21 protein-coding genes and 1 pseudogene are annotated in these 24,838 nt (G+C 59.0%); 10 read left to right on the top strand and 12 right to left on the bottom strand.

From position 1 onward, the window contains the following. Nucleotides 1-119: 119 nt before the first annotated feature. From mtaB to D5270_RS17240, 3 genes and pseudogenes are all read right to left on the bottom strand, one after another. Complete coding sequence (gene mtaB / locus D5270_RS08350) at nucleotides 120-1,418, bottom strand: tRNA (N(6)-L-threonylcarbamoyladenosine(37)-C(2))-methylthiotransferase MtaB (RefSeq protein WP_166543669.1); 1,299 nt, start codon at nucleotides 1,416-1,418, stop codon at nucleotides 120-122. Further along, complete coding sequence (locus tag D5270_RS17245; protein ID WP_442858597.1) at nucleotides 1,408-2,637, bottom strand: ABC transporter ATP-binding protein; 1,230 nt, start codon at nucleotides 2,635-2,637, stop codon at nucleotides 1,408-1,410. The genes mtaB and D5270_RS17245 overlap by 11 nt, the downstream gene beginning before the upstream one ends. An 86-nt stretch (nucleotides 2,638-2,723) precedes the next feature. Continuing rightward, nucleotides 2,724-3,333, bottom strand: a pseudogene (locus D5270_RS17240) (ATP-binding cassette domain-containing protein); the annotation flags it as partial. A gap of 248 nt (nucleotides 3,334-3,581) precedes the next feature. Between D5270_RS17240 and D5270_RS08340 the strand changes: the two are divergent. From D5270_RS08340 to nrdR, 3 genes are all read left to right on the top strand, one after another. Further along, a complete protein-coding gene (locus D5270_RS08340) occupies nucleotides 3,582-4,016 on the top strand; it encodes a helix-turn-helix transcriptional regulator (protein ID WP_166543667.1) in 435 nt (144 codons plus the stop codon). Nucleotides 4,017-4,034: 18 nt separating this feature from the next. Then, nucleotides 4,035-4,265, top strand: a complete 231-nt coding sequence (locus D5270_RS08335; protein WP_166543666.1) for a hypothetical protein — start codon at nucleotides 4,035-4,037, stop codon at nucleotides 4,263-4,265. Between the two features lie 115 nt (nucleotides 4,266-4,380). Then, entirely contained in the window at nucleotides 4,381-4,845 is a 465-nt protein-coding gene (nrdR, locus tag D5270_RS08330) for a transcriptional regulator NrdR (protein WP_161472936.1), read from the top strand. Nucleotides 4,846-4,914: 69 nt separating this feature from the next. On the opposite strand, the gene D5270_RS08325 is transcribed toward nrdR, so the two are convergent. Beyond that, entirely contained in the window at nucleotides 4,915-5,790 is an 876-nt protein-coding gene (locus D5270_RS08325; protein ID WP_166543665.1) for a UTP--glucose-1-phosphate uridylyltransferase, read from the bottom strand. Between the two features lie 22 nt (nucleotides 5,791-5,812). Then, the gene (locus tag D5270_RS08320; protein ID WP_166543664.1) at nucleotides 5,813-6,880 is read right to left on the bottom strand and encodes an RING finger protein; all 1,068 of its coding nucleotides are present in this window, start codon (nucleotides 6,878-6,880) and stop codon (nucleotides 5,813-5,815) included. Nucleotides 6,881-7,116: 236 nt separating this feature from the next. Between D5270_RS08320 and D5270_RS08315 the strand changes: the two genes are divergently transcribed. The 6 genes from D5270_RS08315 to D5270_RS08290 all read left to right on the top strand — a co-directional run bounded on the left by D5270_RS08315 (nucleotide 7,117) and on the right by D5270_RS08290 (nucleotide 13,383). Continuing rightward, nucleotides 7,117-7,764, top strand: coding sequence for a lysoplasmalogenase family protein (locus D5270_RS08315; protein WP_166543663.1), 648 nt, complete (start codon nucleotides 7,117-7,119; stop codon nucleotides 7,762-7,764). Nucleotides 7,765-7,804: 40 nt separating this feature from the next. Then, entirely contained in the window at nucleotides 7,805-9,259 is a 1,455-nt protein-coding gene (locus D5270_RS08310) for a UDP-N-acetylmuramoyl-L-alanyl-D-glutamate--2,6-diaminopimelate ligase (RefSeq protein WP_166543662.1), read from the top strand. Beyond that, nucleotides 9,256-9,618, top strand: coding sequence for an effector binding domain-containing protein (locus D5270_RS08305; protein WP_166543661.1), 363 nt, complete (start codon nucleotides 9,256-9,258; stop codon nucleotides 9,616-9,618). Before D5270_RS08310 ends, D5270_RS08305 begins: the two co-directional genes overlap by 4 nt. Before the next feature lie 186 nt (nucleotides 9,619-9,804). Further along, a complete protein-coding gene (locus tag D5270_RS08300) occupies nucleotides 9,805-11,139 on the top strand; it encodes an aminopeptidase C (RefSeq protein ID WP_166543660.1) in 1,335 nt (444 codons plus the stop codon). A 41-nt stretch (nucleotides 11,140-11,180) separates the two neighbouring features. Beyond that, entirely contained in the window at nucleotides 11,181-12,551 is a 1,371-nt protein-coding gene (locus tag D5270_RS08295; protein WP_166543659.1) for a UDP-N-acetylmuramoyl-tripeptide--D-alanyl-D-alanine ligase, read from the top strand. Then, a complete protein-coding gene (locus D5270_RS08290) occupies nucleotides 12,532-13,383 on the top strand; it encodes a hypothetical protein (RefSeq protein ID WP_166543658.1) in 852 nt (283 codons plus the stop codon). Before D5270_RS08295 ends, D5270_RS08290 begins: the two co-directional genes overlap by 20 nt. A gap of 66 nt (nucleotides 13,384-13,449) precedes the next feature. On the opposite strand, the gene D5270_RS08285 is transcribed toward D5270_RS08290, so the two are convergent. The 5 genes from D5270_RS08285 to D5270_RS08265 form a co-directional block, all read right to left on the bottom strand. Beyond that, a complete protein-coding gene (locus D5270_RS08285; RefSeq protein ID WP_166543657.1) occupies nucleotides 13,450-15,171 on the bottom strand; it encodes a S1C family serine protease in 1,722 nt (573 codons plus the stop codon). Continuing rightward, nucleotides 15,164-16,714, bottom strand: coding sequence for a sensor histidine kinase (locus tag D5270_RS08280; protein WP_166543656.1), 1,551 nt, complete (start codon nucleotides 16,712-16,714; stop codon nucleotides 15,164-15,166). Before D5270_RS08280 ends, D5270_RS08285 begins: the two co-directional genes overlap by 8 nt. A 3-nt stretch (nucleotides 16,715-16,717) precedes the next feature. After that, complete coding sequence (locus tag D5270_RS08275; protein WP_166543813.1) at nucleotides 16,718-17,410, bottom strand: response regulator transcription factor; 693 nt, start codon at nucleotides 17,408-17,410, stop codon at nucleotides 16,718-16,720. 163 nt (nucleotides 17,411-17,573) lie between these two features. Beyond that, a complete protein-coding gene (locus D5270_RS08270; RefSeq protein WP_166543655.1) occupies nucleotides 17,574-18,395 on the bottom strand; it encodes a hypothetical protein in 822 nt (273 codons plus the stop codon). Beyond that, complete coding sequence (locus D5270_RS08265; protein WP_166543654.1) at nucleotides 18,392-18,934, bottom strand: RNA polymerase sigma factor; 543 nt, start codon at nucleotides 18,932-18,934, stop codon at nucleotides 18,392-18,394. The genes D5270_RS08270 and D5270_RS08265 overlap by 4 nt, the downstream gene beginning before the upstream one ends. A gap of 193 nt (nucleotides 18,935-19,127) precedes the next feature. On the opposite strand from D5270_RS08265, the gene D5270_RS08260 reads away from it, so the two are divergent. Continuing rightward, nucleotides 19,128-20,726, top strand: coding sequence for a xylulokinase (locus tag D5270_RS08260; RefSeq protein ID WP_166543653.1), 1,599 nt, complete (start codon nucleotides 19,128-19,130; stop codon nucleotides 20,724-20,726). Nucleotides 20,727-20,783: 57 nt separating this feature from the next. On the opposite strand, the gene D5270_RS08255 is transcribed toward D5270_RS08260, so the two are convergent. Both D5270_RS08255 and ileS read right to left on the bottom strand, forming a co-directional pair. Then, a complete protein-coding gene (locus tag D5270_RS08255) occupies nucleotides 20,784-21,494 on the bottom strand; it encodes an HAD family hydrolase (RefSeq protein ID WP_166543652.1) in 711 nt (236 codons plus the stop codon). Next, nucleotides 21,491-24,622, bottom strand: a complete 3,132-nt coding sequence (gene ileS / locus D5270_RS08250; RefSeq protein WP_166543651.1) for an isoleucine--tRNA ligase — start codon at nucleotides 24,620-24,622, stop codon at nucleotides 21,491-21,493. Before ileS ends, D5270_RS08255 begins: the two co-directional genes overlap by 4 nt. Between the last annotated feature and the right edge of the window lie 216 nt (nucleotides 24,623-24,838).

The raw sequence follows: 24,838 nt of genomic DNA, 5'->3' as shown, positions 1-24,838 counted from the left end.
AATATCTTTACTCTCCGATTACAGTCCAATTATATCAAGGATTTCCGAAAAATTCCATAGGAAACCGTAACTTTTTCAAAATTTTTTGCAAAAAACTATTTTTTGTGGGAAAAGAGGGGCTAAAAGCCCCCTAAAACCTCCCCCATGCAGCAGCCGTCCAGGGCTTTTAATAGCCGCACGGTAAGTATCCTGCCCGAAAGCCCCTCCCCCCCCTCTATGCGCACGGGGGTATAGTTCCCGGTAAGGCCCTCCCACAGGCCGGGGCAGACCTCCCGCTCTATGAGCACCTCCTCCGTAAGGCCCTCCTGGGACCTCATGAACCGCAGCCTTGACTCCTCCATTGCCGCCGACAGTATGCGGCTCCTGCGCTCCTTTTCAGCGGCCTCCACCTGGCAGGGGGCCCTGTCTGCCACGGTGCCGGGGCGGCGGGAGTAGCAGAAGACGTGGGCCTTTGAGAAGCCCACCCGACGGCAGAAGTCCAGGGACTGGGAAAACTCCTCCCCGGTCTCCCCGGGGAAGCCCACCATCACATCTGTGGTTATGGCGCAGCCGGGGAAGGCGGCGCGCAAATCCTCCACAATCTTCATATATTCCCCCGAGGTATAGTGCCTGTGCATACGCCGCAGGGTCTCGTCGCAGCCGCTCTGCAGGGACAGGTGGAACTGTGGGCAGAGCTTTTCCTGGGCTCTCATCCTCCCTATGACCTCTGGGGTCAGCCGCTCCGGCTCCAGGGAGCCAAGGCGCACCCGGCTTATGCCCTCCACCCCGCAGGCCGCCTCCACAGCGTCGCAGAGGGAGAGCCCCAGATCCTGCCCGTAGGCGGGGAGGTTTATCCCTGTGAGCACCACCTCCCTATAGCCCCGCTGGGCCAGGCCCTCCACCTCCTTTACCAAGTCGGCAAGGGGCTTCGAGCGCACCCGGCCCCGGGCATAGGGGATTATGCAGTAGGCGCAGTACCGCTCGCAGCCGTCCTCTATCTTCAAAAAAGCCCGGGTATGGCCCGCGAGCCCCCTCACGCTCATGGGCTCGAAGCCCTCCTCCCTGCCGTGGGGGGACACCTCCACTATCCGCTGCTTGGTGGAGAGGTACTGGAGTATCCTGTCCCCCAGCTCCCCCCTTCGGGAGTTCCCGAGGACTATATCGGCCTCACCCAGCTTCTCAGCCTCCCGGGGGAAGGCCTGGGGCCAGCAGCCGGTGAGCACCGTCACTGCCCCCGGCTCCCGCCGCTTAAGCCTTCTCAAAGCCTGCCTTGCCTTCTGGTCGCTCTGGGCCGTGACCGTGCAGGAGTTCACCACCAGCACATCCGCGGGCTCCCCCTCCCCCGCTATGGAAAAGCCCCTGTCCTCCAGGGCCTCCAGCATGGCCTCGCTCTCATACTGGTTCACCTTGCACCCCAGCGTAAAAAACCTAACCTTCACTCTCAGCCTCCTGCCTCTCAAGCTCCACAGACAGCTCCGTCCACTCCATAAGCAACTCCTCGCTTTTAGAATTAAGCTCCGTGAGCTCCCCTGTCACCCTTGTAAGCTCCTCATAGTCCGCCGATACCTCCGGGGAGTTTAGCCGCTCCTCCAGCTCCCCACGCCTTGCGTCCGCCGCCTCTATCTCCTCCTCAAGCCTTCTAAGGGCCGTGCGCATGCGCCGCAGCTCAGACTCCCGCTCCTTGCGCAGCTTATAGAGGTTTACCCTGGGGGGGGCCTGCTGCTCCTGCCTCTCAAGCTGTGCCTGCCGCTTCTCAATATAATAGTCATAGTTGCCGTTATAGAGCTCCGCCCCCTTTGGAGAGAGCTCGTACACCTTATCGGCAAGCTTATTTATAAGGTAGCGGTCGTGGCTCACCACAAACAGCGTGCCGTCATAGCCTGAAAGAGCCTCCTCCAGGGCCTCGCAGGAGCCTATGTCCAGGTGGTTTGTGGGCTCGTCCAGAAGCAGGAAGTTGGCCTTTGAGAGCATGAGCTTCAAAAGGAGTATCCTCGCCCGCTCCCCGCCGGACAGGGCCCCCACGGGCTTGAAAACGTCCTCCCCTTTAAAGAGGAACACCGCCAGGGCATTGCGCACCTGGGTCTCTGTCATGCGCGGGTGCTCGTCCCATATTTCGTCAATGACCTCCTTGCCGTCGTGCAGGCTCATCTGGGACTGCTCATAGTAGCCAAGGTCCACCCCCGCCCCCACCTTCACAAAGCCCGTGTCGGGCCTGTACTGCTCAAGGAGTATTTTAAACAGGCTTGTTTTCCCGCAGCCGTTTGGCCCGATTAAAAATATCTTCTGCCCGCGCTTTATCTCAAGGCCCACGTTCTCAAATATCTTAGGCCCCCCGAAGCTCAGGCTCAAATCCTCAGCCGTGAGCACGTCGTCCCCGGACCGCCTGCTGGCCCGGAACTGGAAGCGTATGCTCTCAGGGTCCGCCTCAGGCTTCTCAAGGGTTGCCTCCAGCCTGTCTATGGACTTCTGCTTGCTGGCTATAGTCACATAGTTGCGCTCCTGGTTCCAGCGGCGCTGCTGCTCTATAATGCCCTCAATGCGCTTTATCTCCTTCTTGGTGTTCTCATACACCCGCTGGGCCGCAAGGCGCTTCTCGGCCTTGAGCTCCAGGTGCCTTGAGTAGTTGCCCTTATAGCTCTCCACCGTCTTCCCCTGCATGAGCAGGGTGCGCTCCGTGACCTTGTCAAGGAAATAGCGGTCGTGGGATATGACTATATAGGCCCCCTGGTAGTTCAGAAGGAAGCCCTCCAGCCACTCCACCGACTGGATGTCCAGATGGTTCGTGGGCTCGTCCAGCAGCAGGAGGTTGGCGCCGCTCAGGAGCATTTTCGCAAGCTGCAGCTTGGCCTTCTGCCCGCCGCTTAAAACCCCGACCCTATTCTGTATCTGCTCCTCTGTGAGCCCCAGGCCCATAAGCGCCGAGCGCGCCCTGGAGCGGCAGGTGAGCCCGCCCTCGGCGGCATACCTGTCGTTGAGCCGGTCCTGGCGCAGTATGAGCTCCTCCAGCTCCTCCCCCTGGGGAGAGGAGTTTAGCCTCCCGGTGATTTCCTCCAGCTCCCGCTCCATATCCGTCAGATGGGCGAATACCGTCATGACCTCCTCAAAGGCGGTCTTATGGAGATCCCGGCAGACGTGCTGCTCCATATACCCGGGCACGGTCTCCTTAGAGAAGACAACCGAGCCGGTGTCGGGGCTGTACTCCCCGGTGATGGTCTTAAAGAGGGTGGTCTTCCCCGAGCCGTTGACCCCTACAAGGCCCACATGCTCGCCCTTCTGCAGCTCGAAGCTTATATTTTTTATGATGGTCTCCTCGCCAAAGGCAAGGGAGATGTCTGTTACGGTGAGGATAGCCATTGATATTTCCTTTCCGGCCCGGGGCCGATATCTTTAAAATAGACATACGGTATAATTATAACCAAAGCCCGGCAGTTTGTCAAATGCGCTGGGGGCCCCCGTTTCATATTCCCTCCGGCGCAGCCCTTGCAATACGTGCGGGATTGAAGTATGATAATAATGCAACCGCCGGTTGCTGAAATGACAGGGGCGGTTGATAGCGTGCCACAGGGGCTTACGGTATAATTTGGGCAAGGAGGTAAAGACGGATGCTGTCTGAAAATATATATGCCCTCAGACGGAAAAGCGGGCTGTCCCAGGAGCAGCTGGCGGAAAAAATCGGCGTCTCAAGACAGGCGATATCCAAGTGGGAGGGCGGGCTGTCCGTCCCGGAGCTGGATAAGCTGAGGGCCCTGAGCGAATACTTCCATGTCACCATAGACGAGCTCACCGGCAGCCGGGTCCCGGAGGACAGCGGCAGGCCTGCCCCCAGCAGGGGCCGGGAGAACAGGGCCGGCATTTTCCTCTGCCTTACCGGCGCGGTCTGCCTGGCGCTGCTTGGGGCATTGACCCTTATCCGGCCCGCAGCCGCCAGCCAGATTAACGGGTCGTCGGTGATAGTAATAAACGGGACAGGGATACTTGCCGCCCTGTTTGTGCTGCTGATGGCGCTTGGGGCGGTCCTGATATTCAGAAAGAAATAGACATAAGGAGGCTTTAAAATGAAAAAACACCGGCTGTTGGCCTATATCTTTGCAGCCCTTGCCATACTGCTCTCAAACGTCATGTGCGCCACGGTGGCGTACAGCTACTGCTCCCTGGAGTACTGCGGGCGGTACCTGGGCTGCAGCGCCCCGCCGGACACCGCTTTTCTGTACTGCATACCATATGGGGCGGGTATCATAATGTGCGGCCTTATCGCCCGGAGCTTCGCCAGGAGGGCCTGGGGCTGAACCCGGGAGGCCTGGGGCTTTTTATGTAAAGTATTTTATAAATAAGCCTTGCTTTTGCGCCACATATAGTGTATAATCTAATCTAATAGTTCTTTTTAAGGGAGATGTAGTCACTGTGAAATGCCCCTATTGCGGTTATACCGAGAGCAAGGTCGTAGATTCCCGCCCCACCGACGAGAGCGAGCGCATACGCCGCCGCCGGGAATGCCTCAAGTGTTCAAAGCGCTTCACCACCTATGAGGTCATAGAGAGCGTGCCCATTGTCGTTATAAAGAAGGACAAGTCCCGGGAGGCCTTCGACCGCCAGAAGCTTCTAAACGGCCTTCTCAGGGCCTGCGAGAAGCGCCCGGTTTCCCTGGACACCCTGGAGCATATTGTGGGAGAGATAGAGGTGCTCCTGCAAAATTCGCTTGATAAGGAGGTCTCCTCCCAGCGCATAGGCACCTATGCCATGGAGAAGCTCAAGAGCGTGGACGAGGTGGCCTACGTGCGCTTCGCCTCGGTCTACAGGCAGTTTAAGGATATCAACAGCTTCATGGAGGAGCTGAGCAAGATTATCAGCCAGAAGCAGGGGAATTAACGCCCGGGCCTAAAGCCAATAAAAAAGCCAGACGCACTGTTTATGACGTGTGCGTCTGGTTTTGTTCTTTCAGATACTCCCGGCAAGGCCCCTCAGGTATTCCCTGAAGGCCTCCCCTATCTCCGGGTGCCCCAGGGCCACCTCCACGTTTGCCTGCATGACCCCCAGCTTGCTCCCCATATCATAGCGCTTGCCGGTGAAGTCCACGGCTATCATGCCCTTTTCCCTGGCAAGGGCCTTCATCGCGTCCGTAAGCTGTATCTCCCCGCCGAAGCCCGGCGGGGTGCTGTCCAGAATGTCGAATATCTCAGGCGGCAGTATGCAGCGCCCGAGAATCGAGTAGAGGGAGAACTCCTCCCCGGGCCCCGGCTTCTCCACCATGTCCGTGCAGCGCATACAGCCGCCCTCCAAGGGCTGTACCTTCAGGGAGGAATACTTCCTGATAGCCTCGGCGCTGACCTCCTTCACCCCCGCCACTCCCAGGCCGTATTTCTCATAGGCCCGGATAAGCTGGGCGCAGGCGGGGTCCTCCCCTATTATCACGTCGTCGCCGTAGAGCACCGCGAAGGGCTCCCCGCCCACAAAGGACCTGGCGCAGTTCACCGCATGGCCCAGGCCCTTTGTCTCCTTCTGGCGCACATACCAGACGTTGCAGAGCCTTGATATATTCCGGACCGCCTCCAGCACCGCGGCCTTTCCCGGGTCCGCCGCAAGGCGCTCCTCCAGCTCCGGGGCCCGGTCGAAGTGGTCCTCCAGAAGGCCCTTGCCCCGGTTGGTGATTATAAGCACGTCCTCAATGCCCGAGGCCGCCGCCTCCTCCACAATATACTGGATGGCGGGCTTGTCCACAATAGTCAGCATCTCCTTGGGCATGGCCTTTGTGGCAGGGAGCACCCTGGTGCCAAGCCCGGCGGCGGGTATAACGGCCTTGCGTATCTTTTTCACCTGTATCCTCTCCTTCTGAAGCTTACAATAATAGGGGCACCACGTTTACAAGCAGGAAATAGCATACGAACATGCACACAGCCACAGAGGTGTTCACCCCTCCCTTCTGGTCCAGGGTCATATTGGGCTCCGCTGCTAAATCTGCGGACTTCACCCTGCGCACCGTCACAATACAGTGGCGCATATACATCTTATTCCCCCGCACGCCTATAAATATCATCAGCGACAGCATAAGCAGCAGGCATATCATGGGCAGGCACAGCTCCAGATACAGGGAGGGCTCCTGGGCTATAAACTGGCTTATGACCAAAATCTGCTCGTTGGTAAGGCTGAGCCCTGCCGAAACGTCTATCCCCGCCTGCTTCATCACCTCCAGCAGCGCCGGGGTCGCCACAAATATGGAGGAGGCAAGGTACAGAAGGTACAAAAGGAACATCAGCGCCGTCACCACTATGCCGTACTTATACTGCTTCCTGTAGAGCATCCAGGCCCCGGAGAAAAGAAACGCGCTGAAGTTGAACTTATTGCGCCCGGTCTGCTTCATATAGCGGAAGGTGGGCATATAATAGGAGGTGTTCTGCCTTACAAGCTTTGAGGCGTCGCCGTAGCTCACCCCCATGTCCAGGGTGTCCGCCGGGCTCACCCCGCCCATGGGGTCGAACACAAAGGGCACCTGCCCGTAGTACCTCCCCTGGGGCGCGCCTGTCCCATAGGCCTGCTGGCCTGGAGCCTGCTGCCTGCCCGCCGCTGGGCCTGCGCCGGTAAAGGGCGGCGGCGATTTTACCTCCCGCTCCCCCATTATGGGAAGGGGAGCCCCGCAGTGGGCACAGAGCTTTGCGCTGCGGGCGTTGAGCCCCCCGCAGAACAGGCACTCCGTATCCTTCACCTCTGCTGTGACAGGGGGCTTCGGCGGGGGCGGCGGGGCCCACTCCTTCCCCTTTTCGTGGAGGTCGTCAAATATGCACTTCCCCTTCTCCTGGTAGCATTCCCTGTGGTAGGGCGCGCCGCAGGCAGGGCAGACCACGATATCGTCCTCGTCCGTGAAAGCCTTGCCGCAGACCGGACATTTTATCCCGGTAAAGTTTATCATACTGATAATGCCTTCCCTTTTTATTTAGTTTACAGTTATTGTACACGATTTTCAGCAAGCTTGCAACTGAAACCAAAGGAATTTTCATTCTGTTTACAAAGTTGTTGCCATTTTGTAACCCTTCCGCGGATTTTCCCATTGATAAAACCAAAGTTTGGGCTTATAATGGGATAAAGAATCCCGGTCATTCTTTTGAGACCTGCCAACTATAAATAAACTGGAAGGGAGGCGCCCATATGGGTTTTGCCCTCTACTCGGCCTTTGCCCTGCCCCTTTGGTGCTCGGCCTTCGCGCTGTACTTTATTTTAAGGCGGGCCGGGCTGATAAAGGAGAGCCTTATAGCAAAGTGCTCTGGCAGCTTTCTCTCTGTGGCCTCGGCGGGCGTGGGCCTTTATATCTCCGGCAGGCTCCCCCTGCAGGAGCCGGTGTTCTGGTTCTTTGTCCTGTGCACCGCCGCCGACGCTTTATTGGAGATAAGCTTCGTGCCCGGAATGCTCCTCTTCGGCGGGGCCCATGCCTGCCTGATAATATGGCTCTGGGGGCTGGCTCCCCCGGGGCTGTGGAGCCTTTTTGCATGGCTTCTGGCCTACGGCCTCGCCTTCCTGCTCTTCAGAAGGGAGCTGCCAAAGCTGGGAAAACTTCTTTTGCCCTTCTGCCTGTACCCCGGGCTGCTGGGCGGGTCCCTGGCCCTGGGACTCCTGCTCCCCTTCACCGGCGGGGCGGGCTTCTGGCCCCTGGCCCTTGGGACCCTCTGCTTCTTCGTCTCGGACATGATGGTGGCTAAAGCTGAGCTCTGCGGCCTTGACAGCAAATGGCAGAAGCCAATCATGCTACTGTACTGGGCCGCGCTATACCTTATCTCCTCGGCCCTCTGGAACGGTTAAGCCCTGCTCAATAATCTTAGAACGGAAAGGACTGTTTTACATGCTGCTTTCAGCGCTTCTCGCCCCCCTTGGCATAAAGGAGGGGTTTACCGATACGGACATCACCGCCATAGCCTACGACTCCCGGAAGGCCGTGCCCGGCTGTGCCTTTTTGTGCCTGAAGGGGTCGGCCTCCGACGGCCACAGCTTCGCACCCATGGCCGCCCGGTCCGGCGCGGCTGTAATAGTCGCCCAGGAGCCTGTGGACGTTAAAGGCGCCCAGGTAATACTTGTGCCCGACACAAAGAAGGCCCTCTCCCTGATGAGCTCGGCCTTCTTCGGGGACCCTGCAAAAACCGATATAGAGGTAATCGGCGTCACCGGCACCAAGGGCAAGACCACCACGGCCTATATGGTCCGGGCCATACTGGAGGCCGCCGGGCACAAAACCGGCGTTATGGGCACCATCGGCGCGGATATCGGCGGGGATATAGAGCCCCTTGACAACACCACCCCCATAAGCTATGAGGTCTTCCGCCAGCTAAGGCGCATGGCGGACGCCGGGTGCCGGTACGCCGTCATGGAGGTGAGCTCCATAGCCCTCAGGGAGGACAGGGTATACGGCCTGCCCTTTAAAATCGGGATTTTCACAAACTTCTCAGAGGACCATATCGGCGGCGTGGAGCATAAGGACATGGAGGAGTACCTTCAGTGCAAGGCCATGCTCTTCTCCATGTGTGAGACCGGGGTTATAAACGCCGACGACCCGGCGGCAGAAAAGCTCCTCTTGGGGAGCACCTGCCGGGTATACAGGTTCAGTATGCAGGGGCAGGGCAGCATGAACGGCGGCGGCTGCCGCCACCTGAACAGGCCGGGGCTTTTGGGCGTGGAGTTTGACATTGACGGGGATTTAAAGCTCTCTCCCAAGGTGGGCATACCCGGGCGCTTCAACGCCTATAACGCCCTTGCCGCCATCTCCTGCTGCTATAAGCTGGGCATACCAGAGGAGGCCATGCTAAATGGCCTTGAGGGCGTGAAGGTAAAGGGCCGGGTGGAGCCGGTGCCGGTGCCGGGGGACTACACCCTGCTTTTGGATTACGCCCACAACGCCGTTAGCATGGAGAGCATACTCACCACCCTCAGGGAGTATAACCCCGGGCGGCTCATATGCCTTTTCGGCGCGGGAGGCAACCGGCCCAAGGTGCGCCGCTATGAGATGGGCGAGGCCAGCGGCAGGCTTGCGGACCTGTCTGTAATAACCGCCGACAACTCCCGGTTTGAGGACGTGCTGGACATTATCGAGGATATAAAGATAGGCATGAAAAAGACCGAGGGGAAATATATCGAGATACCCGACCGCCGGGAGGCCATCCGCTGGTGTATTGAGAACGCCCGGGCCGGGGACATCATCGTGCTGGCAGGCAAGGGCAGCGAGGACTACCAGGAGATAAAGGGCGTCAGGTACCCCTTCGACGAGCGGGTGGTCATAAGGGAGATACTGGAGGGTTTGAAATGAGTGAGAAAGCTATCATTACCTACCAGCTCCATCTGGACGGCTTTAAGTTTTTGGGCAAGACCAACTTGGTGGACGAGAGGAGCGACTTCGGGCAGATTTGGGACGGCTTCTTCAAGATGGGCGGCTATAGGCCCATACGCCCCTATGCAGTGGAGAGGAGCCCTGTACAAGTGTGGTACCATGACGGGGATGGCCGGACAGTGTACTTCCAGGGGCTCTTTGTGGAGGGCGTGACAGAGGTCCCCGAGGGCTATACGCTGATGGACTTCCCCGGCGGGGACTATCTGGCGGTGACCACCGAGTGGATGGAGAGTAATAATGAGGCAACGGACGCTGCAATATATACGCCGACAGGGTAGAACCGCCCGAGGGCTGGGTCCGGGCCGACGGTCCACAGGCACTGATATTCAGGATAGAGAAGGAGTACGCCGGCGCGCCGGAGGGCAGCCGGTACGAGGTATGGGTGCCTATAGAGCCCCGCAAATAAACAGCCTTATCTTAAAGTGTAATAAGGGAATATATAATTTTTACGGAGGAATTTAGTTATGGACAAAAGCATCAGTTTTACTCAGCTTGAGGAATTTGAGAAAGATTTCCACAGGGACCCGGCAAAGCGGGTGGCCCAGCTTGCGGTGACCTCCAACGGCGTGAACCAGAGCGCCGCGGACCCCTTCACCCTGCGCCGTGACCGCTTCCAGTTCTCTGTGGAGCTAAAGACCGGGCATATCACCAATCAGAAAGCCTCCGGGCGCTGCTGGCTGTTCGCCGCAATGAACACCATGCGCATGGAGGTAATGAAAAAGCTGAACCTTGAGGACTTCGAGCTCTCCCAGAACTACCTGCTCTTTTACGACAAGCTGGAGAAATCCAACTACTTCCTTGAGAGTATCCTTGAGACCCTGGACGAGCCCACAAACGGCAGGCTCATAGCCCACCTGCTCACCGCGCCCCTGAACGACGGCGGCCAGTGGGATATGCTGTGCAATATAGTCGACAAGTACGGCGTTGTGCCCAAGGACGCCATGCCCGAGACCGCCTGCTCCTCCTCCACCGGGGAGATAACCTCCTATATGACCCGCAGGCTCCGGGAGTTTGCCTGCACCCTGCGCGAAGGCTATGCCCAGGGCAGGGATATAGGGCAGCTCCGTAAGATGAAGGAGGGCATGCTCTGCAGCATTTACAATATGCTCTGCATAGCCCTCGGAAATCCGCCCAAGACCTTCACCTTTGAAATCAGGGACAAGGACAATAAGTTTATCCGGGACACCGGGCTTACCGGCAGAAGCTTCTATGAGAAGTACGTGGGCTGGGAGCTCTCGGACTATGTGAGCCTTATAAACGCCACCACCAAGGATAAGCCCTTCCACAGGACCTTCACCGTGAAGCTTCTGGGCAACGTGAAGGAGGGCCGCCCGGTGAAGTACCTTAACCTGCCTGTCGAGGAGCTCAAGCAGGCGGCTGTCCGCCAGCTTGAGGGCGGCTCACCGGTATGGTTTGGCTGCGACGTGGGCAAGAGCTCCACCAGGAAGACTGGCATTATGGACCTGGAGGCCCTGAGGCCCGACCAGCTATTCGGGGTGGAGTTCGGCATGGATAAGGCCCAGCGCCTGGACTACTGCGACAGCCTTATGACCCACGCCATGGTGTTCCAGGGGGTAAACCTGGACGAAAACGGCGCCCCCGACCGCTGGAAGGTGGAAAACAGCTGGGGCGACGAGCTGGGGGAAAAGGGCTACTTTGTTATGAGCGACGACTGGTTTACCGAGTACACCTACCAGGTGGTGATACATAAAAAGTACCTGACAGACTCCCAGAGGGCCGAGCTCGAGCAGGCCCCCATTGAGCTGGAGCCCTGGGACCCCATGGGCTCCCTGGCCTGAGGTTTTACAGGGGCAAATAAAACAGTCACGAGGTAATGTCAATGAAATACACGCTTTCGGAAATAGCCGCCATGACCGGCGGTAAAATACTCGGGGGAGACCCGGATACTGCCGTAACCGGCTTTTTTACAGACAGCCGCGAGGCCCGGCCCGGCCTGATGTTCGTGCCTATAAGGGGCGAAAACCTGGACGGCCACAGCTTCATAGCCCCGGCCCTTGAAAAAGGGGCCGCCGCCAGCTTCACGGACCATCCCATAGAGTCCTCCGGCCCCCTTTTGCTGGTGGAGGACTGCCGGGCGGCCCTGCAGATGGCGGCGCAGAAGCATAGGGAGCGCTTTTGCATACCTATAGTGGGCGTCACCGGAAGCGTGGGCAAGACCACCGCAAAGGAGCTTGCGGCCCTGGCTATAGGCGCGGGGCATAATGTACTTAAAACCCCCGGCAACGCCAACAGCCAGGTGGGCGTGCCCATAACCGTCTGCGCCATAGACGGAGGGCACACCGCCGCCGTAGTTGAGATGGGCGTAAGCATGCCCGGGGAGATGGAGCGTATCGCCCGGGTGGTAAAGCCCACCTGCGGGATAATCACCACCATCGGCACCTCCCATATCGAGTTCATGAAGTCCAGGGAGAATATCCTCTCTGAGAAGGCGAAGCTTTCGGACTATCTCACTCCCGAAGCCCCCCTGTTCGTCTGCGGGGACAACGACCTTTTAGCCTCCCTTGACGGCGGGGGGCGGTTCCGGGTGGTGACCTTCGGCCTGGGTGAAAGCTGCCAGTGGCGGGCCGTTGATATCCGGGAGGACGGCGAGGGTCAGGCCTTCACCTGCCATGCCCCGGACGGGCGCGTCCAGCAGGTACGCCTGCCTGTGCCGGGGGACCATATCGCCTGCGACGCCCTTGCCGCCCTTGCCGCCGCCGACTTCCTGGGCGTCCCCCTTGAGAGCGCCGCCCGGGCCCTTAGCGGCTATACCCCCCCAAGTATGCGCCAGGTCATCAGTGACGTGGGCGGAGTCTGCCTTATTGACGACAGCTATAATGCCAGCCCGGACTCCATGCGAAGCGCCATTGACCTGCTTGCAGGCCGGGACATCCCCGGGCGCAGGATAGCCGTGCTTGCCGGTATGCGCGAGCTGGGGGACTACACCCGGGACGGGCACCTTCTCACCGGGGCATACGCTAGGGAGCGTGGCATAGACGCCCTTATCGCCGTGGGTGAGCCCGGCGGGATTATAGCCGAGGGCTTCGGCCCTGAGGCCCTTCGCGCCGCCGGCAACCCTGAGGCCTGGGAGCTCCTTCGGGATGTGCTCCGGCCCGGGGACGCTGTGCTGGTGAAGGGCTCGAGGGGGATGAAGACAGAGGAAATCGTAAACATGATAAGGAGGAATTTTAATGCTGAGGAAGCTCTATGAGGACAGCTATGCCCAATACTTGGACTCCGCCTACAGGCTGGCCCTGGATATGAGCCGTTCCTGCTACCCCACCTACGCGGATGGGCTCAAGACCCGGCAGGATTTTGACGAGGCTGCCAAGCGGCCTTTTAAGCGAGATAATTACACCATGCTCCTCTATGAGCAGGAGGGCAAGGCCCTGGGGCTCATACAGTATTATGTGCTGGATGAAGACAAGTACGTCCAGCCGGACATCTTCTGCATAGAGCAGGACTATGGCAGGGCCGTGGAGGAGTTCGCGGAGTATCTGCACAGGGAGCTCCCGGGCTATACCCTGCACTTCGGCGTCTCCGAGAAGAATACGGAGGCAGTAGGGGCCCTGGAGGGCCTGGGAGCAAGTCGGGACGAGGTGAGCCTTGTGGGGGTAATGCGCTTTGAGGAGTACAGCCCCCTGCCGGAAACCGAGGGGGTAGTCCCTGTGACCCGGGAGAATTTCAGTACCTTTGCAGAGCTCCACTCCCAGTGGGACGGCCAGATGTACTGGGACAACGCCCACCTGCTTGAGGCCCTGGACGACTGGCATATCTACTATGTGCAGAAAGAGGGCCGGGCTCTTGCCGCCGTTTACTACAGATACGTGGACGGCTCCATGGAGATATTCGGCATTGACTTTGAAGGGGACCGCTTTGACGAGGGCTGCTTCAGGGCCCTGATGGTCCGGGCGCTGAATGAATCCAAGAGGGACGGCATGAAGGACATGACCTTCTTCCACGACCAGGAGTCCCGCCCGGCTGTAAACAGCGTGGGTATACGCACTATCGACACATATTTCGGCTACAGCTATAAGCTATAGCTTATAAGCTATTAGTATCTGCATAAGGAAAGCCCCCGGAAACCCCGGGGGCTTTTGCATATTAACTTAATCCTGAGTCTCGCCCTTATCTTCAAGTAGGGTTATCTCCACCTCCAGCTCCCTGCCGTTCTGCCCGAAGGTCTGGGAGGGCCTGTAGAGGGTGAGGGTCACCTGGTCGCCGGGGGAGTAGCGCAACAGGAGGTTTGACACGTCCCTAAGGCTCTCCACCCGCTCCCCCTCTATGGCGGTTATAATATCCCCGGGCTGGGCCTCGGTGCCCGCCAGGGTGCAGCCCTCGTTAAACTCAGTTATCTGCAGGCCCCTGGGGATACTGTACATCTGGGCCATGCTCTCGCTTATCTCCATGCACATTATCCCAAGCCTTGTGCGGCCCTTGATATAGCCGTCGGAGAGCAGGTTGTTGATAATGGGCTGGGCGCGGCTGACAGGTATGGCGAAGCCCATGCCCTCATAGCCCTCGGTGACTATCTTCGAGGAGTTTATGCCCACCACCTGGCCGTACATATTCACCAGGGGCCCCCCGGAGTTCCCAGGGTTTATGGCGGCGTCTGTCTGGATATAGGTCATGCCCTCCTCGCTGTACTTGCCCACCTCCCGGTCAAGGCCGGAGATGATGCCCCTGGTCAGGGAGCTTGAGAAGCGCGCGCCGCCGGGGTTGCCTATAGCCAGCACCCATTCGCCTACCGACAACTCGTCTGCGTCCCCGAACTCCGCCGGGACAAAGTCGTGGTCGTTGGTCTTGAGCACCGCCAAATCCGTGGTGCGGTCCACGCCCACCACCACCGCCTCATACTCCAGGCCCTCGTGGGTGGTGATTGTCACCACCGCCGAGCGGGAGTTTAGCACCACATGGGAGTTTGTGATTATATAGCCGTCGCTTGTGGCTATAATCCCTGTGCCGGTGCTCTCCCCGGTTTTCTTGCCGTCCTGGGTGAGCTGTGCCGACACCGTCACCGTGGAGGTGACTATCCTGTTATATACCGCCTCGGCGTCAAGGGTGTCCCCCGAGGGCCTGGGTGATATGGCAATGCCCTCGGTGTTGGGGGTCACGTCCACCTTGGGACGCTCCGGCTCCTCCGGGGCCTCCTCAGATGGCTCCGGGCCGGGCTCCCCGTCCTCCGGGCCGTCGGGCTCGATTTCGTCCTCGTCAAAGGGCACCCTAAAGCCCGGGTAGTTTTCCTCCGGCTCAATACCCCTGTCCGCCGCCAGGGCGAAGTACATCACCGCGCTGGACATACCCGCCACTGCCAGAATCCCCGCTATCCACAGAAACACCTTGACCCCTGCCGACATCTTCCTCTTTGGCGGCGCAGGCGGCTGGTATGCCCCCGGATACGGCGGGTACGGCGCCTGCCACTGGTGTACGGCCGTCTGCTGTACACCATACTGCTGGACGGCATTATATTGCGCTCCCTGCTGCTCAGCATGTTGCTGTGCAGCATATTGCTGGGGATACTGCCCGAACTGCTGGGGGCCCTGGGGATAGTACGGCGGGTATTGCTGGAAGCCCTGCTGTACCGGCGGCTGGGGCGCCCCCGGCTGTTGCCACTGGACCTGCTGCCCCGGATACTGCCCGCCGTACGCCGGGTACTCCGGGTAAGCCTCCGGCGCCGGGGGCATTACCGGCTCCACCGGCTCCGGGGGCACGGGCTCTACGCCGTCCTCCGGTATCTGCATATTCTCTTCGGATTTCTGCATATCCTCCCCGGGCTCCTCCGGGGCCTGAACATTTTCCCCGTTGTTAATATCCTCTTTCCAGTCACTCATCTTCCTTACTCCTTTCGGTCTCCGGCTTCTTTGCTTTCTTTGCCCTTGGCTCCCTGAGCTTCGGCGCGCCCTCCTTGGCCTTCTGCTGACCGTCCTTCAGGCGCGGGGACTCCTGGGGCTTGGGGATGTAGAACTCAAAGCGGCAGTACTGCCCCTGGATGGAGCTCACCTGTATATTGCCGCCGTGGAGCTGCAGTATCGTGCGCACAAGGTACAGCCCCAGGCCCATGCCGTTCTTGTCCCTGCTGCGGGATTTGTCCCCCTTATAGAAGCGGTCAAATATCATGGGCAGGTCCTCGGGGGCTATGCCCGGGCCGGTGTTCTCTATAGTCACCGTGGTGCGGTCCACGCTGTCGATTATACCGACCCTTATAGAGCCCCCCTGATTTGTAAATTTTACGGCATTTTCCAGCAGATTATACACTACCTGGTGCAAAAGGTCCTGGTCCCCCCACACAGTGACCGGGGCGGCCTCCTCCAGGCCCCCTATCTCTATCCCCTTCTCGTCTATGGCCTGCTCGAAGGTGAGCAGGGTGTTTACCACCGTATTGGTTATATCAAAGGAGCAGGGGTGTATCTGCATATCCCCGCTGTCTATGCGGGAGAGGTCCAGCATGGACTTCACAAGCCTTGACAGCCGCTTTACCTCCCCCGAGACTATATGCAGATACTTGCTCTGCTCCCCCTGGGGTATGGTGCCGTCCAGAATGCCGTCTATAAAGCCCGCTATTGTAGTCATGGGGGTCTTCAGCTCGTGGGACACGTTTGCTATAAAGCTCCGGCGCATTCCCTCGGAGTTTGTAAGGGAGTTCGCCATATTGTTAAAGGACATGGCAAGCTGGCCCATCTCGTCCTCGCTTGTGACCTGCACCCGCACGGAGAAGTCCCCCGCCCCGAAGCTCCTTGCCGCCGCCGACATCTGCCTTAAGGGCCTTACCATCCTGTAGGCGAATACGCCCACTGCGCAGAAGGAGATACCAAGAGCCAGCGCCGCCGCCACCAGGAATATCTTGAAGGCCTCCAGCTGCATTGCGCTCATTGAGGCCGGGCTTGTGGTGGCGAAGACCGCCCCCACCGGGAGCGTGCCCTCCGGCGCGAGCATTGGCACGCCGATAACATAATAGTTCTCCTTATAGAGCCCCTCAAAGCTTCCCCGGCCCTTATAGAGCCCCTCGGAAGCCCTCGCCGCATAGAAGGGCTGTATCTTCTCAATGCCCTCTACCCTACTGCACTCATAGCTCCCAAGGAGCACGTTACCGTCAAGGTCCGTGATGAAAATATCCGCCTCTATGCTCATTGAAAAGCTCTCCATAAAGTGCATGAGCACGTCCCCCTGGAGCTCGTACTTCCCCTCGGATTTCTCTTTGAGGAAGCGCCCCGCCGTCTGGGCTATGGAGGAGGCGTTCTGTGTGAGCAGCCCCTCCTTCTCCTGGCGCCAGTATTTGCCGAAAAACACCATCATCATGCTGCCCAGTATGGTAAAGCCCAAAAGGATTATCGCCATGGTTATGGAGAGGTACCGCTTGAATATGCTCCTCTGCATAGTCTAGTCCTTCACCTCGAACTTATAGCCCACGCCCCACACTGTCTTGAGGCTCCACTTGTCTGACACCCCCTCAAGCTTCTCCCGAAGGCGCTTTATGTGCACGTCCACCGTGCGGCTGTCACCGTAGTAGTCAAAGCCCCATACCTCGTCCAGAAGCTGGTCCCTGGTAAATACCCTGTTGGGGTTTGAGGCCAGGTGGTAGATAAGCTCCATCTCCTTGGGGGGCGTGTCTATCTGCACGCCCTTCACCTTCAGCTCGTAGTTTGTAAGGTTTATCACCAGCTCGTCATAGGAGACCTCCTTATTGTCCGGCTTGTCCCCGCCCATGCCGCTCCGGCGCAGCACGGCGTTTATCCTGGCCACGACCTCCTTGGTCTCAAATGGCTTCACCACGTAGTCATCCGCCCCAAGCTCCAGCCCCAGCACCTTGTCGAAGACCTCGCCCTTTGCCGTGAGCATGATAATAGGGCAGGCCGACTTCTTCCTTATCTCCCTGCACACCTGCCAGCCGTCAAGGCCGGGGAGCATTATGTCAAGGAGGATAAGGTCTGGAGAGAAGCTGTCGAACTTTTTAAGGGCGCTCTCGCCGTCGTTGGAGATGGCGGCCTCGAAGCCCTCCTTCTCTATATACAGCCGCAGAAGCTCGCATATATTTGTATCGTCGTCAACTATCAGAATCTTTCCGGACCCCATAAAAACACCTCTCATTCTATGTTCCCCTATATTTTACCCCAGATATATGGCAAAAGCAAGAAAAACAGGTGAATAAAGCGTGAATAATATATAGCTGCCTCGGTTTAATATAAGTGCCTCCCCATAAAAAGGGAGGCACTTATATTTTTTATACCCTCTGCCGTCACTGGGCATTCTGCCACTCGTAGTAGCTCTCAAACCGGAAGCTGCCGTTTTTCCACACGCTGTATGCCGTGCCGGTGCTGATATCTATGCTCAGCTTGTCAATCATCTCATATGCATAGCCTATGTCCATGCCGGTGCTGCTGTCCTTAAGGGGCACCGGCTGCTGCAGGGTCATCACGAGCCCCACGTCCCTGCCCATCTCATAGGTGAGGGAGACCTCATTCCCGGAGCTGCTGCGGATGACCCGGTTAAGCCTCTCCCCGTCCTTACCCTCCAGCTGAATGTCGAATTTGTCAAGGTCGATTTCCTGGCTGCTGCCCACCGGCTCAATTCTCAGCCTGAAGGTCACCGTGCCGTCCTCCCCGTAGTCCGCCGAGAGTTCCTCCACGCTGGCCCCGAGCACGTTCTGCATAACCCACTGCCCGTTTTCAGAGGCGGACCCCTCCTTCCGGGAGGAGACGCCCCCGGGGCTCCTTGGCCCCAGGCCGAAATCCAGGTTGTTTATAAACCATGGCCCCCAGTTCACCGCCAGCACCAGCACCAGGCAGGCGGCTATGGCCCAGCCTGCCCAGTCCACCCACCGGTGGTGGACTACCACCGGCACCTCTACAAACTCGGGCTGCGGCTTACTGTCCTCCCCGGCTGTGCCCCTCTGCCGCCGAAGGGCCCCGGGCTCCGGCAGGCCGGGCTTTGGGGAGGGCTTCAGCCCAAGGGTATCAAGGGTCATTTTCAGTATGGCGTCCTCGTCCACGGCTATAGGCTCAACGTCCCGCAGCTCGTCGGGAAAGGCCTTTCCTATCAGCTTGTCTATTTCACTCATAGCGGGCAGTCCTCCTTTAGCAAAACTTTTTTCAGCTTCTCCCGGCCCCTTTGCAGGCGGCTCTTTATGGCCCCCTGGTTCTTGCCCATCTCCTCTGCTATCTGCCGCACTGTCTGGTGCCAGAAATAGTGGCGCAGGAATATCTCCCTGTCCACCGGCTCCAGGCCGTCCACGGCCTCTCTCACCGCCATAATCCGCTCCTGCTTCTCGGCCTGGTTAGACGGGGACCGGTCGAACACCAGGTTCTCCTCCAGCGGCACGGTGCCGCCTGCCTTTTTCAGCCGCCGCAGGCTGGCGTTGCGCACCACCACAGCCAGCCAGTATTTCAGGTCGCTGTCGTCCCTGAGCTTCCCGGCGTTGGCCCAGAGCGCCACGAATGCGTCCGAGGTAAGCTCCTCCACGTCCTGCCTGGTGCCGTACTCCCCCAGGGTCTTTTTAGCCACCGCCGCAACGTACCCCGAGTACTGGCGGATGGCCCTCTCCAGCGCCGCCTGCTCCCGGTCCCTCAGGCGCATAAGCATCTCGTAATCCCCGCGCACGGCTTCGCCCCCTTTTTTAGTGTTTCACCCATAAGAATACATGAAAATCCCCTTTGGTTGCAGGGTTCAAAAAATTTTTTCCAAAAAATTTTTACCCGCCCTTGCGAACTTCCACTTTAGGGTATATTATTATTATATGACATCCCGCCTGTCAGTTCAAGGCAAAATCTTTGGGATTATAGGAGGATATTTTATGACGGTAACTCAAACCGCCGCCGCAATAAGCGCCGGTGAAACCGCCCTTGGCATAGAGCTGGGCTCCACGCGCATAAAGGCCGTGCTGATTGGCCCGGACTTCTCCCCAATCGCTTCCGGGGCCTTCGACTGGGAGAACAGCCTTGCAGGCGGGGTATGGACCTACAGGCTGGAGGACACGGTCTCAGGCATACAGAGCGCCTATAGGGAGCTCTCTCTCAGTGTGAAGGAGCAGTGCGGCGCGGAGCTTCGCACCCTTGGGGCCCTGGGGATTTCGGCTATGATGCACGGCTACCTGCCCCTTGACGAAAATGGCGCGGCCCTTACGGAGTTCCGCACCTGGCGCAATACCATCACCGAGGAGGAGGCCGGGCTGCTCACCCAGCGCTTTAGCTTCAACATACCCCAGCGCTGGAGCATTGCCCACCTCTACAGGGCCATAAGGCTCCGGGAGCCCCATATCCCGAGGCTTGCCCACCTGACTACCCTTGCGGGCTACATACACTGGCGGCTCACCGGCAGGCACGTGCTGGGCGTCGGCGAGGCGGCGGGGATGTTCCCCATAGACAGCGAAACCTGCTCCTTTGACAGGGGCATGGAGGAGAGCTTCGACCGGCTCCTTAGCGATGAAGCCGTACCCTGGCGGCTTTCGGACATACTTCCCCAGGTCCTGCCCGCCGGGGCAAACGCCGGAGCCCTTACAGAGGAGGGCGCAAGGCTCCTGGACCCCACCGGGACCCTTCAGCCGGGCATACCTCTATGCCCACCCGAGGGCGACGCGGGCACAGGCATGGTGGCTACAAACAGCGTCGCCCCCCGCACAGGCAATGTGTCCGCCGGCACGTCCATATTCGCAATGGTGGTACTGGAGAAGCCCCTCTCCAGGGTGTACCCGGAGCTGGACATGGTGACGACCCCCGCCGGGGCCCCTGTAGCCATGGTCCACTGCAACACCTGCACCTCGGATTTAGACGCCTGGGTGTCCCTCTTTGCCCAGCTTTTGGAGAGGGCCGGTACAAAGCTCACAAAGCCCCGGCTCTACGATATGCTATATAACGAGGCCCTCTCCGGGGCCCCGGACTGCGGCGGGGTGACCGCCTATAACTGCTACTCAGGGGAGCCTGTAATAGGCCTTAGGGAGGGCCGCCCCCTGCTCGCCCGCCAGCCAGAGATTCCCCTGACCCTTGGGGACTTCATGCGCGCCCAGCTCTTTGCGGCAATGGCCCCACTGAAGCTGGGGATGGATTTGCTGCTGGAGCAGGAACACGCCGCCCTGGACTGTCTCACCGGCCACGGCGGGCTGTTCAAGACACCCGAGGTGGGCCAGCGGCTTATGGCCGGCGCCCTTGGCGTGCCTGTAAGCGTCATGTCCACCGCCGGTGAGGGCGGGCCCTGGGGCATGGCAGTCCTCGCAATGTACAGTATGAACGGCGGCGGCATGGACCTCCCCGGCTATCTGGAGCAAAAGGTCTTCGCCGGGGCAAAGGGCTCCACCTCGGCCCCGGACCCTGTGGACACAGAGGGCTTTGCAGGGTTCCTTAAAAGGTATAAGGCCCTACTGCCCGCCGAGCAGCTTGCCGGTGAGGCAAAGCTATAAGACCCGATAAACAAACAGGCAGGCCCCGGAAAACCGGGACCTGCTTATTTATTATTATCACTCTAAAAGTCCGGCTATCTCGCTTAGGGACTCCACCCTGTGCTCCGGCGGGCCTATATGCTCAGGTACGCTCATATACAGGTTTACCGGCATCCAGATAACAGGCATATGCGCCGAGTGGGCGCAGAGTATGTCAAAGGGGTGGTCCCCCACGTACACGCTTTCCCCGGGGGCGGCCCCGAGCTGTTTACAGGCCAGCTCCAGTATAGCCGGGTCCGGCTTATAGAGCCCGGCCTCCTCTGATATGACTATGCTGCCAAAGAACCTGTCCAGCCCAAGCCCCTCCAGCGCGCCGCGCACCTTTGAGGTGTTATTGCTGACGATACCCAGGCTGAGCCCCCGGGCCTTCAGTATCTCAAGGGTCTCCGCCGCCCCGGGCGCGGGCTCATACTCCATGGTATAGTTCCTCATGAACACCCCCCGGAGCTCTTCCGGCAACTCCTCCGGCATCCCAAGGGCATCCCTGTAAATCCTCAGGATATTCTGCAGGTACTCCCCGTCGGGCATACGCACGCCGGTCTCGTTCTCCCTCTGTATCTGCTCCCCCTGCCAGAGCTCGCTGCTGGCATAGGCTCTCTCCACATCCTCCATGGTGAGCTCCGGCAGCAATGGCTTTGCTGCCTCATAGACCTTTTCCTGGATGGTGGGCTTTTTTATCAAGAGGGTGTTGTCGATGTCGAAGAGCACGCATTTTGCCTTTATGCTCACACCTTCTCAACCCCCAGCTCAGTCTGCTCACCGTTGATGTCCCACCGTGCGGTATACCCCCTAAGCTCCCCACAGGCAAGGCTGTCGCCCAGCACGTCGCCCAGAATCTCCTCTGAGTTGCGCTCAAGTATCTCCTCTATTTTGGGGCTACCCTTATGGCTCACCACGATATGGTCGGTCACATAGAAGCCCGCGTCCTTCCTCATGGACTGGAGCTTCGAGACTATCTCCCTGACAAATCCCTCCTCTATGAGCTCCTCTGTGAGGGCCGTGTCAAGCACCACCGTGAGCCCCCTGTCGGACTCTGAAGTATACCCCTCCTTGCGGCTGGTCTCTATGAGCAGCTCCTCGGGGGTGAGGCTGATGCCGCCGTCCGGCAGGGTGAGGGTGAGCGCTCCCTCTGTGTCGAGCTGCTTTTTCGCCGCACTGCCGTCCAGCTCAGAGAGGGCCTGGCGTATAGCTCCTATGCGCTTGCCGTACTTCTGGCCCAGTATCCTCAGCTGTGGCTTGAAGCTGTAGGAGGTGAGCCCGGACATATCGCTGAGGAAGCATATCTCCTTTACGTTCAGCTCCTGGCGGATTATCTCCCTGTACAGCTCCCCAAGGCCCGGGTCCGCGTCTGTAAAGAGCTTGCCCAGGGGCTGGCGGTTCTTGATGTTGGCCTGGTTCCTTGCGGCCCGGCCCAGGGTGACTACCCTCAGCACCTCGTCCATATGGTTCTCAAGCTTTTTGTCCACGCGGCCCTCCTCACAGGCGGGGAAGGTGCACAGGTGCACGCTCTCCGGGGCCTTTTCATCCACAGAGCACACCAGGTTGCGGTAAATCTCCTCGCTCATAAAGGGGGCCATTGGAGCCAGGAGCTTCGCCACTGTCACCAGCGCCGTATAGAGGGTCATATATGCGGCGGTCTTGTCCCCCGCCTCCCCCTGCACCCAGAAGCGTTCGCGGCTGCGGCGCACGTACCAGTTTGAGAGCTCCTCCACAAAGTCCTGGAGGGTCCTGGCGGTCTCGGGCACCTTATAGGCGGCAAGGTTCTCGTCCACGGCCTTCACGGTGGAGTTGAGCCTTGAGAGGAGCCAGCGGTCCATCACCGTCAGCGGGCAGTCCTCAAGCTTATGCTTTGTGGGGTCAAACTCGTCTATATTGGCGTACAGCACAAAGAAAGCATAGGTGTTCCAGAGGGTGGAGAAGAACTTCTTCTGCCCCTCTACAACCCCCTTCTTGCTGAAGTTCTTGGGCAGCCACGGGGCGGAGCAGGTGTAGAAGAACCACCTGAGGCTGTCCGCGCCGAAGTCGGATAGGGCCTCCATGGGCTCCACGGCATTGCCCTTGGACTTTGACATCTTCTTGCCCTCCTCGTCCTGCACAAGGCCCATCACCAGCACGTTTTTATAGGGGGCCTTGTCAAAAAGCAGGGTGGATATGGCCAGAAGGGAGTAGAACCATCCCCTGGTCTGGTCCACGGCCTCACTGATGAAGTCCGCGGGGAACTGGCTCTCAAATAGCTCCTTATTTTCAAAGGGGTAGTGCTGCTGGGCGAAGGGCATGGCCCCGGAGTCAAACCAGCAGTCTATTACCTCGGGCACACGGTGCATTTCCTTGCCGCAGTGGGGGCAGGTGATTGTCACCTCGTCCACATAGGGCCTGTGGAGCTCTATGTCCTCAGGGCAGTTGTGGGAGAGCTCCCTCAGCTCCGCAATGCTCCCCACCGCGTGCCTGTGCCCGCACTGGCACTCCCATATATTCAGCGGCGTGCCCCAGTAGCGGTTACGGCTTACGGCCCAGTCCTGAAGGTTCTCCAGCCAGTCCCCGAAGCGCCCCCTGCCGATACTTTCAGGGAGCCAGTTGACGGTGTTGTTATTTGCAATGAGCCGGTCCTTCACCTTTGTCATCTCGATATACCAGCTCTCCCGGGCGTAGTATATAAGGGGGGTGTCGCAGCGCCAGCAGAAGGGATAGCTGTGCTCGAACTTGGGCGCGGAGAATAAGAGGCCCCGCTCCTCCAAATCTATTAGTATTTCCTTATCCGCATCCTTGCAGAACACTCCGGGCCACTTGGTCTCAGAGGTCATCTGGCCCTTCTGGTCCACAAGCTGCACCAGGGGCAGGCCGTATTTCCTGCCCACCTTGGCGTCGTCCTCGCCGAAGGCCGGGGCTATATGCACTATGCCGGTGCCGTCGGTGAGGGTCACATAGTCGTCGCAGACTATATACCAGCAGCGCTCCTTGGGGGAGACAAAGTCAAATAGGGGCTCATACTCCTTGTTCTCAAGCTCCGAGCCCTTATAGCGCTCCAGCACAGTATAGCTCCCCTCCCCCAGCACCTTGTCGCAGAGGGCCTCCGCCATATAGTAGGTCTCGGTTTTATCCTCCTTAGTATAGTTGACCTTCACATAGTCCTCCCCGGCGTTGACACAGAGGGCCACGTTGGAGGGCAGGGTCCAGGGGGTGGTGGTCCAGGCCAGGATGTATGCGTCCTCGCCCCTGCACCTGAACTTGGCGATGGCCGAGCGCTCCTTCACGTCCTTATAGCCCTGGGCCACCTCGTGGGATGAAAGGGGCGTGCCGCAGCGGGGGCAGTAGGGGACTATCTTGAAGCCCTTATAAAGCAGCCCCTTGTCCCATATCTGTTTGAGCGCCCACCACTCGCTCTCAATAAAGCTGTTCTCATAGGTCACATAGGGGTGCTCCATGTCCGCCCAGTAGCCGACAGACTTTGAGAAATCCTCCCACATGCCCTTATATTTCCACACGCTCTCCTTGCACTTGTCAATAAAGGGCGCGATTCCGTACTCCTCTATCTGCTCCTTGCCGTTGATTCCCAGCAGCTTCTCCACCTCCAGCTCCACAGGCAGGCCGTGGGTGTCCCACCCCGCCTTGCGCTGGACCTCCCTGCCCTTCATGGTGTGGTACCGGGGGAACATGTCTTTAAAGGCCCTGGTCTCCAGGTGCCCTATATGGGGCTTGCCGTTGGCTGTTGGGGGGCCGTCATAGAATATATAGGCCGGGGCCCCCTCCCGCTCCTCCACGCTCTTTTCAAATATCCTGTTCTCCCGCCAGAATTTTTCCGTGGCCTTCTCCCGCTCCACAAAATCCATGTTTGCGGAGACCTCCCTGTACTTGCTCATCTTCAATCTTCCTTTCAGCTTTTTCAAAAAAATAAACCCCCGCCCCGAAACGGGACGAAGGGAACCTTCGCTATACCACCCATTTACACTATCCACCAATAGCTCCCCGGTAACGGTGGGGCCCGGCTTGCTTACTTGACGACTTCGCCGTCAGGCGAATGTCGTGTTCGGCTCGCGACTTGGGAGGGATGCAGCGCAAAGCTTCGGCGCCGGTTC

This window comes from Acutalibacter sp. 1XD8-36 (assembly GCF_009917525.1).
In the GTDB taxonomy this organism is placed as follows: Bacteria; Bacillota; Clostridia; order Oscillospirales; family Acutalibacteraceae; genus Acutalibacter.
The sequence above is the reverse complement of the archived record's forward strand: the minus strand, read 5'-3'. Positions and strand labels throughout refer to the sequence as shown.

Bases quoted from the DNA above. Each gene is read 5' to 3' on its own strand.
- ileS (WP_166543651.1), bottom strand. From the start codon at position 24,622: ATGAGCAAGTACAGGGAGGTCTCCGCAAACATGGATTTTGTGGAGCGG.
- D5270_RS08320 (WP_166543664.1), bottom strand. From the start codon at position 6,880: ATGATAAACTTTACCGGGATAAAATGTCCGGTCTGCGGCAAGGCTTTC.
- D5270_RS08310 (WP_166543662.1), top strand. From the start codon at position 7,805: ATGCTGCTTTCAGCGCTTCTCGCCCCCCTTGGCATAAAGGAGGGGTTT.
- D5270_RS08290 (WP_166543658.1), top strand. From the start codon at position 12,532: ATGCTGAGGAAGCTCTATGAGGACAGCTATGCCCAATACTTGGACTCC.
- D5270_RS08280 (WP_166543656.1), bottom strand. From the start codon at position 16,714: ATGCAGAGGAGCATATTCAAGCGGTACCTCTCCATAACCATGGCGATA.
- D5270_RS08300 (WP_166543660.1), top strand. From the start codon at position 9,805: ATGGACAAAAGCATCAGTTTTACTCAGCTTGAGGAATTTGAGAAAGAT.
- D5270_RS08305 (WP_166543661.1), top strand. From the start codon at position 9,256: ATGAGTGAGAAAGCTATCATTACCTACCAGCTCCATCTGGACGGCTTT.
- D5270_RS08285 (WP_166543657.1), bottom strand. From the start codon at position 15,171: ATGAGTGACTGGAAAGAGGATATTAACAACGGGGAAAATGTTCAGGCC.
- D5270_RS08260 (WP_166543653.1), top strand. From the start codon at position 19,128: ATGACGGTAACTCAAACCGCCGCCGCAATAAGCGCCGGTGAAACCGCC.
- D5270_RS08335 (WP_166543666.1), top strand. From the start codon at position 4,035: ATGAAAAAACACCGGCTGTTGGCCTATATCTTTGCAGCCCTTGCCATA.
- D5270_RS08340 (WP_166543667.1), top strand. From the start codon at position 3,582: ATGCTGTCTGAAAATATATATGCCCTCAGACGGAAAAGCGGGCTGTCC.
- D5270_RS17245 (WP_442858597.1), bottom strand. From the start codon at position 2,637: ATGCAGGGGAAGACGGTGGAGAGCTATAAGGGCAACTACTCAAGGCAC.
- D5270_RS08315 (WP_166543663.1), top strand. From the start codon at position 7,117: ATGGGTTTTGCCCTCTACTCGGCCTTTGCCCTGCCCCTTTGGTGCTCG.
- D5270_RS08295 (WP_166543659.1), top strand. From the start codon at position 11,181: ATGAAATACACGCTTTCGGAAATAGCCGCCATGACCGGCGGTAAAATA.
- D5270_RS08275 (WP_166543813.1), bottom strand. From the start codon at position 17,410: ATGGGGTCCGGAAAGATTCTGATAGTTGACGACGATACAAATATATGC.
- D5270_RS08270 (WP_166543655.1), bottom strand. From the start codon at position 18,395: ATGAGTGAAATAGACAAGCTGATAGGAAAGGCCTTTCCCGACGAGCTG.